Below are 17,599 nucleotides of genomic sequence, written 5' to 3'. Positions count from 1 at the left end.
AAAAATGAATCGTTTTTTGTTAAATGTAATTGTATTAGTTTTTTATTAATTTCTTAGTAATAAATTGCTTATTAGAATTAATTTTAACAAGATAAATTCCTTTTGAAAATTCGGAAATATCAATATTATTTTTATTTTTTGTAACTTTTGTTGTTTTAACTAATTTTCCTAAAACATTGTAAATGCTGATGGTTGCATCTTCTGTTACGCTAAAGTAAACGTTATTTCCGTTTGCTGGATTAGGAAACATTTTAAAAGATACGAAAGTAAAATTAGCATTACTTAATGTAGCTGTATGACTACCGATTCCGTCAAAAGTTCCAGCAGCTAAAACATCCCATTCTGTTGTAGTGTAAGTAGTGTTTGGTACGGTTATAGTAGTTTTTCTTCGATATGTACCATCTTTAATGTGATTGCTAGAATTACCGTCTTCACCAATAATATCAATTAAAACTCCATCTTTAAATAATCCTACAGGGTCGTTACCATTAAAGTTTAATGGAGAGCCATAATTATTAGCATCATTATTAGGTGGGCCAGATAAATCTGACTCTGCAATCAGATGTTCATCTGCAATATCTATATGTGTAATTACAAAAACATCATTAGGTATAATACTTTTTACATCTCCTGTATCTAATGGTAAATCATTTACCCAAGAACCACCATTAGATTGCTTTTGTAAACTATAACCAGCTAAACTTATTGTTGAACTAGATAAATTTACAATTTCTATAGCTTTATTATTTAACTCGCTTGGTTCTACATATTCAGAAATAAATAACTCTGTAATTCCGTTTGATGAGCCATCTGTGGTAGTTACGTTTATAGCTGTACTTTTTGCGGAAGTATTGCCATCAATATCTTTTGCTAAAACTGAAACAGTATAGGTTGTAGATGTGTTTAAACCTGTTAAAGTGTATGATAAGTCCGAAGTATTAGCATCAAAATTATCATCTAAATAAACATCATAACTTGCTACGGCATTATTGTCTGTAGATGCAGACCAACTAACCTTAAATGAGGAATCAGAAATATTACTTGCTAGAACATTAGCAGGTACACTTGGTGCTTCTGTATCTTGCAAAGTAGTACCATTTACTGCAGTACTAGCACTAGAAAGATTGTTTATAATGTCTTTAGCAACAACAGAAAAGCTATAAGTTGTATTTGTATTTAAGTTAGTTATTGTTATGTTTGTGTTAGAAGTTTGTGTTGTTAATAGATCATTAACATATACATTATAACCAGAAACTTCAACATTATCCGTAGAAGCTGTCCAAGCCACATCTATTGTAGTTAAGGTAATATTATTTAAAGTAACATTTGTTGGAGTAGTAGGTGCTTCTGTATCGCTACCAGTATATATGCCCCATCTGTCTTCTGCAGAAGTTCCACCCCAAATTCTTGTAGCTAAATAAGGGTTATCTATAAAAGGATTTCTGTTACCTTGTGCGGCATAATTTCTAGTGTCTTCGTGGTAATTATTTCTAGCAATTTCAATATCAGAAACAGGATCTTCTGCATTCCACTCTAAAAATAAGTCTATCATTTCGTCTGGCGTAAATTCAGAACTACCAACACCAACTGCTGTTGGTAAACAAACTTCACCATAACGTAAATACATATACATGATCATCCTTGCAGCATCACCTTTCCATTCATCGCCAGGATACCAAGCAGCTGTATTTGCACCACTTAATCCGTTAAAAGTATCTGTAGAAAAGTCTGAATTACCAGAACCTCTACCGTATTTTCGATTATTTCTAGTTGAATTACGTGTTCTATCTGCGGCTCTTAAATGATGTGCATCTGTTGCGGGACCAGGAACATCTGTATCTAAAACAGGGTTAGCTAAAGATTTAGGAAAAACGTGTTCTCTATTCCAAACTTCTGAAATTGCAGCGTTACCAGTATCTTGTAAGTTTTTATTACGAGAATAGTCGTTTGTAATATCTTGATCTCTGCCTTCTTCCCATCCATAATACAAAATAACATTATCTGTATTATTTGGGTTTTCATCGGTAGCTTTAGTAGCATCCCAAACATCTGGACCTCCACTTGTATACTCTAAGAATCTAGTGTGGGTTGATATTATTTTTGCAGCCAATTCTTCTTTTAACTGAATGCCTGTTAAAGTTAAATCTACATTATAGTAATATTGTTCTTGAGAAAAAGCAATAGAAGTTAATGTGAAAATAAATAGAAATAGTATTTTTTTTGTCATTAAGGTATTCTTTAAATTAGAAAATAAACATTTTCTTTTTCAGCAATTATATTTCCTTTTTTTCTAATAGCGCCATATAGAATCCGTCGAATCCAGATTTATGAGCCAACACTTTTTTATCTTTTACAAATGTAAAATCTTTTCCGGCTTCTGATGTTAAGAAAGTATTAACTTGATTTTGATTTTCTGAGGGTAAAATTGAACAAGTTGCATACACCATTTTTCCACCAGGTTTCACCATTTTAGAATATTGTTGTAAAACGTCTTGTTGTACTTTTTTAATATTATCAATAAATTCAGGTTGTAATTTCCATTTAGAATCTGGATTTCTACGGATAACACCTAAACCAGAACAAGGAGCATCAATTAAAACTCTATCTGCCTTTCCGTGAAGTTTTTTAATCGGTTTAGTAGAATCGATAACACGTAACTCAATATTATGAGCTTTGTTTCTTTTTGCTCTTACTTTTAATTTTCTTAATTTACTTTCGTAAATATCCATAGCAATTATTTGTCCTTTGTTTTCCATTAAAGCAGATAAATGCAAAGTTTTACCACCTGCACCTGCGCAAGTATCTACAACTTTCATACCTGGTTTAACATCACAATACGCAGCAACAAGTTGCGATGAAGCATCTTGAACTTCGAAAAAACCATTATGAAAAGCTTCTGTTCTAAATACATTCGCTCTTTCTGGTAATACTAACGCATCTGGATGGTTTGGTACAATCTCTGTGATTACGTTTTCGGTTCTTAATTTCTTTTGAAGAATTTCTCGAGAAATATTTAAAGTATTGGTTCTAAGAATAACCTTTGCTTGTTCGTTTAAGGCAGCAATTTCTTTAGTCCAAACATCTTCACCCAATTCAGAGGCACAAAGCTCGTCCATCCAATCTGGTATCGATTCTCTAAATTTTCTAGTTTTAGACAATTCTGCAAAACGACCTTTAATTCTTCTTTCGGGTACATCTCCAATTTGATTCCAATCTGGTAAAGCAATACCTCTTAGAATACACCAAACAGAAAATAATCGCCAAATATTATCTCTATCGTAAGGTACTTTTACTTCTGCAATTTCTGCATATAATCTATTCCAGCGAACAATATCGTATATGGTTTCTGCCACAAACTTACGATCTCTTGCTCCCCAACGTTTATCTCTTTTTAGTGCTTTTTCTACAGCTTTGTCTGCATAAACACCTTCGTTAAATATATCTCTAATGCTGTCAATAACAGCAAATGTTAAGTTTCTATGTAATCTCATTTTCTATCAGCTAATGGGCTGCAAATATACATCAAAATATAGGTATTACTATTTTCTTTTTAAAGATAAATACATGATAATGTATTTGTTGTTTACTGCAGTTTTAAAGAATTAAATTTATATCTGAGTCATATAAACACTAAGGTTACTTTATTTATTTAAGTAAAAGAACTTTTTCCAGTAAATACTTAATCTAAATTAATTTGTTTTTCACCTATAGATAAATGCAACTCCTCTTATTCTTGTTTTTTTTAAAACCTATACAAATATATTTGATAACAATTGGTGTTTAAAATATTCACGAAATGAGATTTTTAACTCTAATTATTCTATTAAATACAAGCAATTAGCAGATATTTTAATATAAATAATAACCTATAAAAATCTTATAATGAAGACAAAATTACTATCATTTATTTTCTTTACTTTTATTTTTTCTAGTTATTCTTTTTCGCAAAAAAAATATAATTTTGCGTTAACTTCAGGTAATTTAGAGTTTCACAAAAAACAATCAAAATCTAAAAGTATTGCAAACAAAAGTAAAATAGCATCTTTTGTTAATGAATCTAATACTTCTAAATTAAACGATGCAAATCTTTGGTATATAGAGAGTGCTCTTTTGACATCAGACACTAAAACGAATTCAAAACAAAGTAAAACTTTTAATTACATAAATGGAGCAAGTCCAACAGAACCAGCTCTAGGTTTTAATGTTTTTGTAGAAAACAATGCTACTTTAATTACAAATGAATCTGAAGGAGGAGTTGCTATAGGAGGAAATCTTATTATTAAAGGTTATTACCAAGTAAATATTCATGATGTTGGAAATTATGCTGTTAGAGGTAATAAAATAGGACTTTTGGTTGGGGGTAATATAGATTATAACTCGAGTACAAATGGAGAAATTAAAGTTAATTCTAATCGTTATGTAAAGATAGGTGATGGTACAGGGTCTAAAGTTTGGTACCAAGACCAAAATGGAGCTTATTCTAATATTAGAATTACAGAAGATAACAATTATAACTCATCTGCAAAAATTCAAATTCAAGATAATGCCCTAAGCTTTGGTGTAAGTGCAAGTAATAATCCAGTAATAGAAAGTGGATTAATTGATTTTACTGCTGCTTTTCAAACTATGAGAGCTTCTTCTGTAAGTATTTCTCAAAATGCAACCAATGCTATCTTAACAAAACCTGATTATCCTTTTGATGCAGTTACTACAAATTTACCTAGTAGAGTAAGGATTGAGTTACAAAATGGAATTAACTATTTAAATATTGATAGTACAGATTTAACTAATCTAAACGAATTAACATTTATTAATAAACCTGATGCGAACAAAATATTAGTTATTAATGTAAATGCTCCTGGGACTGTAAATTGGAATGTTTGGAATCACGCAGGAATTGGTGATGCTGAAGGTGCTTTTATCTTTTATAATTTTCACAACACAACAGAATTAAATATTGATGGAGCTACTATAAAGGGTACTGTATTTGCTCCTTTTGCAGATATAAATAAAATTGGCTGGTCTAACATAGATGGTCAAGTAATTGGAAAATCTTTAATACATAATGGTGGTGAAATGCATTATCAGCGTTTTGATCAATCAATTTCTCCAGTTTGTGATGTAGTTGCTGATAACAATACTTCTACTGCTTCAATTACGGAAGACGAAACTAAAACACTCTCAGGTGCGCCTGCTGATGGTACTTGGTCAATTGTTTCAGGAGGCGGAACGATTAATGGTTCTACATATACGCCAGCAGATATCAATACAGATACAGATGTAACAATTCGTTATACAATTGCTGCGGATGGTGACTGTGCTGCTACAACTGATGATGTTACTTTTACAGTAACTCCTGTATGTGATGTAGTTGCTGATAATACAACGTCTACGGCTTCTATCACTGAAGATGAAACAAAAACTTTAACTGGTGCTCCAAATGGTGGTACTTGGTCTATCGTTTCTGGTGGTGGTACTATTTCTGGAACAACTTATACGCCTGATGATATCAATACGGATACTACTGTAGTGATTCGTTATACAATTGCTGCGGATGGTGACTGTGCTGCTACAACTGATGATGTTACTTTTACAGTGACTCCTGTTTGTAATGTAGTTGCTGATAATACAACATCAACAGCTTCTATAACAGAAGACGAAACTAAAACACTTTCAGGTGCGCCTGCTGGTGGTACTTGGTCAATCGTGTCTGGTGGTGGAACTATCAACGGAACAACTTATACTCCAGATAATATCAACACAAATACAACTATTGTAATTCGTTATACTATTGCTGCGGATGGTGACTGTGCTGCGACTTCTGATGATGTTACGTTTACAGTAACTCCAGTGTGTGATGTAGTTGCTGATAATACAACATCAACAGCTTCTATAACAGAAGACGAAACTAAAACACTTTCAGGTGCGCCTGCTGGTGGTACTTGGTCAATCGTGTCTGGTGGTGGAACTATCAACGGAACAACTTATACTCCAGATAATATCAACACAAATACAACTATTGTAATTCGTTATACTATTGCTGCGGATGGTGATTGTGCTGCGACTTCTGATGATGTGACTTTTACGGTTACTCCTGTTTGTAATGTAGTTGCTGATAACACTACTTCTACTGCTTCAATTACAGAAGACGAAACTAAAACACTTTCAGGTGCGCCTGCTGGTGGAACTTGGTCAATCGTGTCTGGTGGTGGTTCTATTTCAGGTTCAACTTATACTCCAGATGATATCAACACGGATACAACTGTTGTAATTCGTTATACAATTGCTGCGGATGGTGACTGTGCTGCTACAACTGATGATGTTACTTTTACGGTTACTCCGGTTTGTGATGTAGTTGCGGATAACAATACGTCTACTGCTTCTATTACGGAAGACGAAACTAAAACACTTTCAGGTGCGCCTGCTGGTGGTACTTGGTCAATCGTGTCTGGTGGTGGAACTATCAACGGAACAACTTATACTCCAGATAATATCAACACAAATACAACTATTGTAATTCGTTATACTATTGCTGCGGATGGTGACTGTGCTGCTACTTCTGATGATGTTACTTTTACAGTAACTCCAGTTTGTGATGTAGTTGCTGATAATACAACATCAACAGCTTCTATAACAGAAGACGAAACTAAAACACTTTCAGGTGCGCCTGTTGGTGGAACTTGGTCAATCGTGTCTGGTGGTGGAACTATTAACGGTTCAACATATACTCCAGATGATATCAACACTGATGCTACTGTGGTAATTCGTTATACAATTGCTGCTGATGGGGACTGTGCTGCAACTTCTGATGATGTAACGTTTACGGTTTCTCCAGTTTGTAACAACCCAGTAAATACAGTGCCAGGAACTCAAACAATATCTGAAAATACTGTAAGACATAGTATTAGCGGTATAAGTGTTACAGACCCTGATTCTGATATCGCTAAAGTAAGGTTAACAGTATCTAATGGAACTTTAGGAGTTATTGTAAGAGTTAGCAATAACAGTCCTGTTACATTTAATGGCCCTGGAGATATTACAATTACAGGTACAGAAAGAGTAATAAATTCTTACTTAAGAACCTTAGTTTATAGTCCAAATTCAGGTTTTTATGGTACAGACATTTTAACTATGACATCTATGGATAATTGTATTACTTCTTTAAGTGATATTGATACAATTGATATTATAGTTACACAAGTTTGTGAAACTGCTGATAATACAACATCAACAGCTTCTATAACAGAAGATGAAACTAAAACGCTTTCAGGTTCGCCTGCTGGTGGTACTTGGTCTATCGTGTCTGGTGGTGGTTCTATTACTGGAACAACATATACTCCAGATGATATCAATAATGATACTACTGTTGTAATTCGTTATACAATTGCTGAAAATGGTTCTTGTGCTGCAACCACTGATGATGTTACTTTTACAGTAACTCCAGTGTGTGATGTAGTTGCGGATAACACAACTTCTACTGCTTCAATTACAGAAGACGAAACTAAAACACTTTCAGGTGCTCCTACTGGTGGTACTTGGTCTATCGTATCTGGTGGTGGTTCTATTTCTGGAACAACATATACTCCAGATGATATCAATACTGATACAACTGTTGTAATTCGTTATACAATTGCTGCGGATGGTGATTGTGCTGCTACTTCTGATGATGTAACTTTTACGGTTACTCCATTATTAGGAAGTATTGGTGATACTGTTTGGTATGATGCAAATAGTGATGGTTCTTTACTTGGTGAAAATGGTTTACAAGGAGCAACTGTAACTTTAGACCCAGGAACTCCTGGAGATGCAAGTGATGATGTAACCACTACAACAGATGTAAATGGTAACTATTTATTTGATGATTTGGATGCAGGAGATTACACAGTAACTGTAGATGTAAGCACAGTAACTGGTGGTTTACCTACAGGAGTAACAATTGCAGATTTAGTACAAACTTATGATAATGACGGAACAGGTTCTGCCAATACAAGTGATGTAACTTTAGCTTCTGGAGAAAATAACTTAGACCAAGACTTTGGTTATGTTGGTGATAATGGTTTAGGTTCTATAGGAGATACAGTTTGGTATGATACAGATGGAGATGGAATTAAAGATGCAAGCGAAGCTGGTTTAGGTGGTGCAACTGTAACTTTAGATCCAGGAACTCCTGGTGATGCTAGTGATGATGTAACTACAATTACAGATGCAAATGGTAATTATTTATTCGATAATTTACCAGCTGGAACTTACACTGTTTCTGTTGATGTTAGTACTGTAACTTCTGGTATCCCTGCAGGTAAAACTCCAGCTGATTTAGTACAAACTTATGATGATGATAGTGTTGGTACTCCAAACAATAGTACCATTAACTTAGCACAAGGTGAAGATAACTTAGATCAAGATTTTGCATATATCGTGCCAACAGGTGGAACTTCTGGAGGAAACTCTGGTGGTGTTGAATCTGAATCTTTAGGTGATGCAATCTCTAAAATCTACGTAGGTAGAAAAAAGAATTCTGTACCAACTCAATTTGTAAAATCAAGTGAAAACTTATTTAACAAAGCAAAATTAAAATCAAAACAACCTTACCAAGGTAAAGGACAAACAATGTTAGATATGTTCCCAGCGCAATTATATGCTGGTAATGTAGCAAACGTTACTTCGCCTACAGATATCTTAGATTACACAATTGCTGATGAAGTATTGTCTGTAGATTTCTCTTTAAATGGTGAAACAAAAGGTGTTGTTTTAGGAATTAAAACTTCTGATAAAATTTACAATCACACTAAAGCGTCTTGTGATCGTTTAAGAGGTGCTGAGATTTTAAACATTCAGAAAGTACAAATTCAAGGGTATAATTTCTTAATGCAAGGTATCAAACAAAGAAGTGGTGAGATAGAATATGCAATCTCTTTTGCAACTGCTAAGAATAATAACGATGCAAATTATACCATTCAAACGAACTGGTATGTTAACAATTATACTAAGTTTAATGATGTGTATAACTTCCAAGTATGGTCTACAAGACCAGCTGATACTCAGAAGTTAGTTGCTGATATTTTAAACAACTTAAAAACTTATATTCCTGTTGCACAAACAGAAGTACAGAAGTTTCCAGAAACGTATGCTTCTAAAATTTACAGAGATAAAGGAGAATTAGTTGTAGCATTAAGAAGTACAGAAGAAGGTAATACTGCAGATATTTCTATGGTTGAATTGTATTCTGAAACTGCAAATAACATCAAACACAGATATAATACTGTAAGTACAGAAATTCAACAGAGTTTAAGAGTTGATATTGCAGATGGTTATGAGTATGATGCTTTAATTAAAGTTGAAGATGAAGTTGAAGATGCATTCTATCACGCAGATGGTAACTGGGGATTAGATTATGATTCTAGATACACAGAAATCAAGAACTACTTTGTTTGGAATGATTTTGATAGAGAATATCAAGATGATGAATATACAATCAACAGAAGTGTAGAGTTACAAGCAACAAGTGATTATGATTACTTAACAGTATACAAATCATTATTACCTGGTACTTTATCAGCAGATTATTCTGAGTACAATTATGTAGCTTTTACAGCTAAAGGGTCTGGATTAATGGAATTAGGTTTACTAAAATCATCAATCGAAGATTGGACAGCTCAATATAAAGTAATGGTAGATTTATCTGAAGAAGAGCAAACATACTATGTTCCTTTTGATGTATTTACTTCAAGTGCTTCTCAAGAAGAGTTAACTGCTGAAGATTTAACAATGTTAACGTTCACATTCTTGCCAGTTGAAGCAAACACTACTGAGCTAGATTTAGAAATCTCTGATGTAAAGTTTACAAAAGTTGCTGAAGAAGGTCAAGTTATCGAAAAAATTGATACCTTTGAAAACGAATTTATGGCTTATCCTAACCCATCAAAAGGAAATGTAAATTTATTATTGTTCAGTGAAATAGATACAGAAGCTACTGTAACTTTAACAGACATTACTGGTAAAGTAATTTATAGTGTTCAAAAAGAATTAAATGCTGGTAAAAACGAGTTAGAGTATACTTTTAAAGTAAAGCCAGGCGTTATGTTATTACAAGTAACATCACCTAAAGTTGATTATGGAACATCTAAAATTATTTTTAGATAGATAATTATAAAATAGTCAATAGTTTGAATAATTTTTAGGGGTATTAATTAACACTATTGATTCCAAGAGAGCTGATTTATCAGCTCTCTTTTTTTGTTTAAAATTAAGGATTTATTAAAATATGTAATGAATTACGTATTTTCGTTATTCATTTATTTATCAACTTGAATTTAGATTACCCAATTACATATATAAAAGGAGTTAGTGTACAAAGAGCAACTTTGTTTTATACAGAGCTGGGTATAAAAACGTGTAACGATTTACTTAATTTTTTTCCTTTTAGATATATAGATAAAACAGCTTTTTACGCAATAAAAGATTTACAACCTAACTCATCTGAAGTACAAATAGTTGGTAAAATTACAAATGTAAAATCTGTAGCACAAAAAAGGGGAAGTAGGTTAGTAGCTACTTTTCAAGATACTTCTGGTACTATGGAATTGGTTTGGTTTAAAGGTCAAAAATGGATAAAAGATTCTTTAAAAATTGGAGTTCCTTATGTAGTTTATGGTAAACTGAATCATTATAATGGAAATTTTAGTATTCCTCATCCTGAAATGGAATTGGTAACAGAATACAAAAAAAAGTTGCAAACTAAAATGCAACCTGTTTACCCATCCACAGAAAAATTAACCAATTCTGGAGTTTCAAATAAATTGATACGCAACTACATTCAGAGTTTATTACAACAATTTTACGATGGAATTCAAGAAAGTTTATCCGAAGAAATCATCAATGATTTTAAGTTGATGCAAAAACGAGATGCCTTATTAAATTTACATTTCCCTAAAAATCAAGAGAATTTAGCCAAAGCACAATATCGATTAAAATTCGAAGAATTATTTTTTATTCAATTACAGTTAGTAAGAAAAAAACTGGTAAATAAAACTAAAATAAAAGGCTTTGTATTTGAAAACGTGAGCGACTATTTTAATGGTTTTTACAAGAATAATTTACCTTTCGATTTAACAAACGCTCAAAAAAGAGTGTTAAAAGAAATTCGAAAAGATGTAGCTTCTGGTGCACATATGAATCGACTTTTACAAGGTGATGTTGGTTCAGGGAAAACGATTGTAGCATTATTAACTATGTTATTGGCTTTAGATAACGGATTTCAAGCTACAATTATGGCACCGACAGAAATTTTGGCAAATCAACATTATATGGCAGTTTCTGAGTTATTAGAAGGAATGGACATTAACGTTGATATTTTAACAGGGTCTGTAAAAACAAAAAAGCGAAGAGAAATTCATCAAAATTTAGAAGACGGAACTTTACATATTTTAATAGGTACACACGCTTTATTAGAAGATAAAGTAAAATTCAAAAATTTAGGAATTGCTATAATTGATGAACAGCACAGATTTGGAGTAAAACAAAGAGCAAAATTGTGGACTAAAAATGAATTGCCTCCACACATTTTGGTAATGACTGCAACTCCAATTCCTAGAACTTTAGCAATGTCTGTTTATGGTGATTTAGATATTTCTGTGATTGATGAATTACCACCAGGAAGAAAAGAAGTTAAAACAGTTCATAGATATGATAGTAATAGATTATCTGTTTTTAAATTTATGAAAGATGAAATTGCAAAAGGAAGACAAGTATATATCGTTTATCCACTAATTCAGGAATCTGAAGCAATGGATTATAAAGATTTAATGGATGGTTATGAGAGTGTTTCTCGAGAATTTCCATTACCAAAATATCAAATAAGTATTGTGCATGGTAAAATGAAACCTGCAGATAAAGATTATGAAATGCAACGTTTTGTAAATGGTGAAACACAAATTATGGTTGCCACAACTGTAATAGAAGTAGGTGTAAATGTGCCCAATGCAAGTGTAATGATTATTGAGAGCTCAGAACGTTTTGGGTTAAGCCAATTGCACCAATTAAGAGGTAGAGTTGGTAGAGGAGCAGACCAAAGTTATTGTATTTTATTATCGAGTTTTAAACTATCTGTAGAAGCAAAAACACGTTTAAAAACAATGGTAGAAACTTCTGACGGATTTAAAATTGCAGAAGTAGATTTAAAATTACGTGGACCAGGAAATATAATGGGCACTCAACAAAGTGGAGTTTTAAATTTAAAAATTGCTGATGTTGTAAAAGATTCTCAAATTTTAGTTTCCGCAAGAAATACTGCTATTGATGTTTTACAAGAAGATCCAAATTTATCTAAAAAAGAAAATTTACCGATTAGAAATACATTTTTTAAAATGAGTAAAACTTCGAAAGTTTGGTCTAATATTAGTTAAGTATAAGCAAAAAATTACTCCATAAAAATGGAATACCATTTTTATGGAGTAATTTTAAATTTAACAAATGTTATTAATTATTTAATTTGTCGTTATTTCTGTTTCCATTTTTGTCTGAATACCAATCTAATCCAGGATTTAAAATTACAAAATCATCAAAATTAGGATACGCTTCTAAAATTGAAACCCCTTCCTTAGCCCAAGGTAAATCAATTGGTAAGTCGTTAAGTACCCAAGGAAATTTATTTGAATTCACAAAAAGATTATTACCAGAAGAATTATCGCTACAATTTAAGAAATTACTAGAATCATTATACATTGATGGTTTATTTAAAGCTGGATAATTGCTGTGAAACGAATTATAAATAGGGTGTATTTCTTGTCCTATTTCTCCATTTTTAAGTATAAATTCATCGTAAGCACCATTAATTTTAGTAACTGTTCCAGAAATTACGGGTATGTTATCATAATCTATTTTAACTGTATTTATAATTGCCCCTTTGTTATCTGTATAAATTGTTTTAAGATTGTTAAAAGTAAATAATGTTGTGTTGTTTTGAGTGTCATGTATTCTTGTTATTTCACTACTAGAATATGCATCAGAATTATTTAAATTTAAAACAGCATTATCATCTTCATCAACTACTCTAAGTACAAAACTATTGTTAAAATTAGCACCCATTGCAGGGAATTTAAAGTCGAATGCAATTTCTGTGATTGTACCATTTTTATTTACACCTTCTTGGTAACTGTAATTATGTACTAAATCATTTAAATCATAATCTCCCATACAAGGATATAAATCTTCGTATAAAGATGTAAAATAAGTATCTTTTCCTTGTGGGTAATTGTATGAAGATACATTTGGATTTGAATCATCAACATCTACTCCTTCAACTACACCATCATTATCATTATCTGTAACAGCGTTATAACCAGGAGAGCAAGTACCAGCAGATATAAATGTTGAGCAGGTATTTAAAACATCATTGTCACCCATTTTATCTGTATAATAATCAGAACAAATATCTAAATTTCCTTCAAATTTATTGTTTCCGTTAAAAGTGATGCTTCCAGTTTCTATTACAGAATATCCTCTATTTCCTTCTATTTTATCATTAGACATAATGCTTTTACATTTTAAAATAGAGCCCTCACGTAATTTAAAATCAGTATTAGAGTTATTTGTTAAAGAACCACTAATAACAGTGTAAGATGCATTTCTAAAATTTACATCATTATTGTTGATGAAATTTCCTGAAATAATTGTTTGACATTCGTTTTTGAAATCTCCTCTGCTATTTACTGTAAAATTACCAGCTACATTTAAAGAAGAATTTTCTTCGTTATCAAAATTTCCAGAAATGGTAAGATGACCGCCAATATTTACTTGTCCACCATCATTTTCAAATTTCCCATCACTATTTAAATTTAAAGATCCAGAAACATTAAAAACACCAGCATAAACATTTAAATCTTCACTATTGGTATTTAAATTTCCTGTAATATTTGTAGTTCCCCAGCTTTCAAATGAACTATTTTTGTTCATTCCAAGGTTAACACCATTAAAGGTTCCTTCATTATAAATGGTTGAGTTAACAGTTCCAGAAAGTTTTAAAGTACCTCCTTGTGCAACATAAATTGTAAGATTATTGTTGTTGTCATTCAAGTAAGATGGGCTCCATGAACCACCATCACAGATATAAATAGTTGTATTTTGGTTTACATTTATACCTTGAGTAGATGTATTTGTTATACTGTAACTTCCATCATCATTACCGTTAAATGAGTCATAATCATTACAATTCCAGGTTGGAGGATCATTATTTATTCTAGCACTTAATTTAGTAACTGTAGCTGTTTTACTTTCTTCATCATCAATTATTTCTTCATCTTCTATAACTACATTTTGTAATTCACTTGGAGTAACAATCCACTCTCTTGTTCCAGTTGCTAAATCTGCTTGTACTGCTATTAATTCAACATGATTTGGTATTTTAGTAATACTACTTATAGATTTTTCTTTATCAATAAAACCCTCGTACAATAATATATTTGTATCATTTTCTACTTTATACATTTTAATATTAACCATATCTGCACGAGATTCTTCAGATAAATTAATACTTGTGTTTTGCAATGCCAATGGTCTTAAGTCATGACCATCTGGTACAACCAGTGTAGTAATATCATCTTGAATGTATTCTACTGTTTCTTCTGGTGTTTTTTCAAATTCAGGTGTACAGTTTTGTAATAAAATTACTAATAAAAGTAAAGCAATAGATTTAGTTTTCATAATTGGGGGTTTTTTAGATTTATTTTTACCCACTGCAAAATTAATTATTAATTTAAATTTTTTTTGCTTTTGTGGTTGTATTGATATTTTGTATCGATTAATTACGTTTTATCAGAGATTAATGATTTATTTTAACCATTTTTACTGTCTTTTATCTATTAAATCATAAAAGTTTTTAATAATTTTAACTCAAAAAAAGGTTACTTTTCACTAATTAATTATACTTGTCTTAAATATAAATATACAAAACTATTTTTATTTTATACAATTAAAATGTTAATTTAACTTAAACTTTTTTATTCTCACTCTTATAATTTTTTTAAAAGGATTTATTTGTTATCATTAAGCAATAACAAAAATTGTATCATAAAGTAAGGGTTTTGTTTATTTCGTAATGATACTTACATTTGTGTATATATAAAGATTAATTTTTTGAAAAATTATATTAAACAGATATCAATTGCATTCTTAATTATAGTTACAGCTTCTTTTTTTGCCTTTAATAATTTTGAATTAAAAGAAGAGAAAGCAATTCATCAAGAAGCTATTCTTGATAATAAAGAAGATAAATTTTTTGTTTCGGTTGAATACTACCCTGAAGAAATTACAAAAAAAGTAAACCATAAATTAGATTCTTTATTAAAAAGAATTAATAAAAGACATGATTTTCATGGAGCTGTTTTAGTAGCAAAAAACAATAAAATCGTTTATAAAAATCAAGTAGGTTATACCGATTTTAGAAAGAAAAAATATTTAAAAGAAGATGCAGTTTTTCAACTAGCCTCTGTAAGTAAACAGTTTACAGCTGCAGCTATAATGCTTTTAAAAGAACAAAATAAATTAAAACTTTCTGATACTGTAAATACTTTTTTTCCTAATTTTCCATATAAAAATATTACCATAAAAAATTTATTAAATCATACTTCTGGTTTGCCGAAATATTTTTGGGTGGCAGAACATGAATGGACACAAAACAGACCACCAACAAATACAGAGTTGATGCAACTATTACCATCTTCTAAGGCACAACGATTTTTTAAACCTGGTCGTAATTTCGATTATTCTAATACTGGTTATTTTGTTTTGGCCTCAATAGTAGAAAAAGTTTCTGGTATTTCTTTTAACAATTTTCTTGAAAAAAATATTTTTGATCCTTTAGAAATGAACAATACATATGTGTATCGTTTTAAGAATGATGTAGTTAGGGAAAATCAACTAATAGGCTATCGTTTGTACAAAGGTTGGAGGCATCTAAAAATTGGTAATACTGTAAATGATGCCATTGTTGGTGATAAAAATGTGTATTCTACTCCAGAAGATTTGTTTAAATGGACATATGGCTTAAACTCTGGGCAGCTACTTTCTAAAGAATCTTTAAGCTTAATGTACTCAAAAGGTGAAACTATTTACGGTAGAAAAATACCTTATGGTTTTGGTTTTAGAATGGATAGAAGTAATGAAAATAACATTTATCATTATGGTAAATGGAATGGTTTTAGTACTGCTTTAACCAATTATTTAGAAGATAATTTAGTGGTTATTGTGTTAGAGCATACAAGTTATAATGCGATGAAATCTTTAAATGAAAAAATAAAGAAAATAGTATCTCAAAATCTGGAAGTTTAACTCATTTAAAATTTGAATTATCTTTTTATTTAATATCTAGTATTTTGATTTTTTGCATCAAGTTTCAAAATAAAAAGCATTTAAAGTTACATATTTAGTAAGCGTTTAGCAGCATTAAAAGGAGTTGTTTTTCCTATTTCTAAATTTTCTATTTCTTCAGAAAGTGCTTTTTTAACAACAGGATTATTATAAAAATTGTCTTTTAATTGTTGCTCAATGGTAGCTAAAAGCCAATACTTATTCTGAGTTTTTCTTTTTAGATTAAAATAATTGTTTTCTTTGGTAAGAGAAATATAACTGTTAATCATTTCATCAACTTTATCAATATTAATTTTGTTTAAAGCGCTTGCAGTTAAAACTTTAGGTTGCCAGTTATTTTCTTTTAAAGGATATAAATGTAAAGCTCTGTTAAACTCAACTTTAGCAATTTTTGCATTTTTTTCATTGTCACCATCTGCTTTGTTGATGACAATTGCATCCGCCATTTCTATAATTCCACGTTTAATGCCTTGTAATTCATTACCTGCACCAGATAATTTTAAAAGTAAAAAGAAATCTACCATAGAATGTACCAAAGTTTCAGATTGCCCAACACCAACAGTTTCTATTAAAATAGTATCAAAACCAGCAGCTTCGCATAAAATAATAGTTTCTCTTGTTTTTTGTGCAACTCCACCTAAAGAAGAACCAGAAGCAGAAGGTCTTATAAAAGCATTTTTATCTGTCACTAATTGTTCCATTCTAGTTTTATCACCTAAAATAGCACCTTTATTTACAGAACTACTTGGGTCTACAGCCAAAACAGCAACTTTTTTCCCTTGATTGGTTAAAAACTTTCCATAAGCTTCTATAAATGTACTTTTTCCAACTCCAGGCACACCAGTAATTCCTATTCTAACAGAATTATTTGCGTAAGGCAAACAGCGTTCAAGAATTTCATTTGCTTTTTTTTGATGTTTAGTATTTGTACTTTCTACTAAAGTAATTGCCCTACTTAAAAAAGGAATATCGCCTTCTAAAATTTTTGAAACAAATTCATTAACTGAGTTTTGCTTGGCTCTATTCAGTTTTATTTTTTCTGCACTCATAGAATTGGTAGTTTCTGGTTGAGAAACTCCTTTTTTTTCTTGCAAAGCAGATTGTTTTTTATCCATTGTAAAACATAATATGTAAATTTAAAGAAAATAAGAGGAAAGAAGCTAAGTTTTTTACCAAGTGAACAAAGAATTACTAACAAAATCTGAGTGAGTTTCATTGAAAATTTTATTTTTTTGTG

7 protein-coding genes are annotated in these 17,599 nt (G+C 31.0%); 3 read left to right on the top strand and 4 right to left on the bottom strand.

Annotated features, from left to right (window positions below; all coding sequences use genetic code 11):
* Positions 1-34: 34 nt before the first annotated feature.
* Positions 35-2,227, bottom strand: coding sequence for an endonuclease (locus tag BW723_RS16190; protein WP_068364220.1), 2,193 nt, complete (start codon positions 2,225-2,227; stop codon positions 35-37).
* 46 nt (positions 2,228-2,273) lie between these two features.
* Complete coding sequence (locus BW723_RS16185) at positions 2,274-3,491, bottom strand: RsmB/NOP family class I SAM-dependent RNA methyltransferase (RefSeq protein WP_068364223.1); 1,218 nt, start codon at positions 3,489-3,491, stop codon at positions 2,274-2,276.
* A 391-nt stretch (positions 3,492-3,882) separates the two neighbouring features.
* Between BW723_RS16185 and BW723_RS16180 the strand changes: the two genes are divergently transcribed.
* Positions 3,883-10,140 carry a collagen-binding domain-containing protein gene (locus tag BW723_RS16180; protein WP_076686429.1) on the top strand — a complete coding sequence of 2,086 codons (6,258 nt, stop codon included), beginning with the start codon at positions 3,883-3,885 and terminating at the stop codon, positions 10,138-10,140.
* Positions 10,141-10,304: 164 nt separating this feature from the next.
* Positions 10,305-12,401 (top strand): ATP-dependent DNA helicase RecG, encoded by a 2,097-nt coding sequence (gene recG / locus BW723_RS16175; protein WP_068359697.1) that lies wholly within the window; start codon positions 10,305-10,307, stop codon positions 12,399-12,401.
* A 73-nt stretch (positions 12,402-12,474) separates the two neighbouring features.
* Here recG and BW723_RS16170 read toward each other — a convergent pair whose 3' ends face one another.
* Positions 12,475-14,697: an LruC domain-containing protein gene (locus tag BW723_RS16170; protein WP_068359699.1), complete on the bottom strand. Its 2,223-nt coding sequence runs from the start codon at positions 14,695-14,697 to the stop codon at positions 12,475-12,477.
* A gap of 432 nt (positions 14,698-15,129) precedes the next feature.
* Here BW723_RS16170 and BW723_RS16165 point away from each other — a divergent pair, with 432 nt between their 5' ends.
* Positions 15,130-16,323: a serine hydrolase gene (locus BW723_RS16165; protein ID WP_226789297.1), complete on the top strand. Its 1,194-nt coding sequence runs from the start codon at positions 15,130-15,132 to the stop codon at positions 16,321-16,323.
* Positions 16,324-16,409: 86 nt separating this feature from the next.
* Here the strand turns inward: BW723_RS16165 and meaB are convergent, their stop codons facing one another.
* Entirely contained in the window at positions 16,410-17,477 is a 1,068-nt protein-coding gene (meaB, locus tag BW723_RS16160; RefSeq protein WP_068359703.1) for a methylmalonyl Co-A mutase-associated GTPase MeaB, read from the bottom strand.
* Positions 17,478-17,599: the final 122 nt, after the last annotated feature.

This window comes from Polaribacter reichenbachii (genome assembly GCF_001975665.1).
GTDB lineage: Bacteria > Bacteroidota > Bacteroidia > Flavobacteriales > Flavobacteriaceae > Polaribacter > Polaribacter reichenbachii.
This window is presented reverse-complemented; position numbering and strand designations above follow the sequence as displayed.

What these genes read in the sequence shown, in the direction of transcription:
- BW723_RS16180 (WP_076686429.1), top strand. Translation starts at nt 3,883, where the DNA reads ATGAAGACAAAATTACTATCATTTATTTTCTTTACTTTTATTTTTTCT.
- BW723_RS16170 (WP_068359699.1), bottom strand. Translation starts at nt 14,697, where the DNA reads ATGAAAACTAAATCTATTGCTTTACTTTTATTAGTAATTTTATTACAA.
- BW723_RS16190 (WP_068364220.1), bottom strand. Translation starts at nt 2,227, where the DNA reads ATGACAAAAAAAATACTATTTCTATTTATTTTCACATTAACTTCTATT.
- meaB (WP_068359703.1), bottom strand. Translation starts at nt 17,477, where the DNA reads ATGGATAAAAAACAATCTGCTTTGCAAGAAAAAAAAGGAGTTTCTCAA.
- BW723_RS16185 (WP_068364223.1), bottom strand. Translation starts at nt 3,491, where the DNA reads ATGAGATTACATAGAAACTTAACATTTGCTGTTATTGACAGCATTAGA.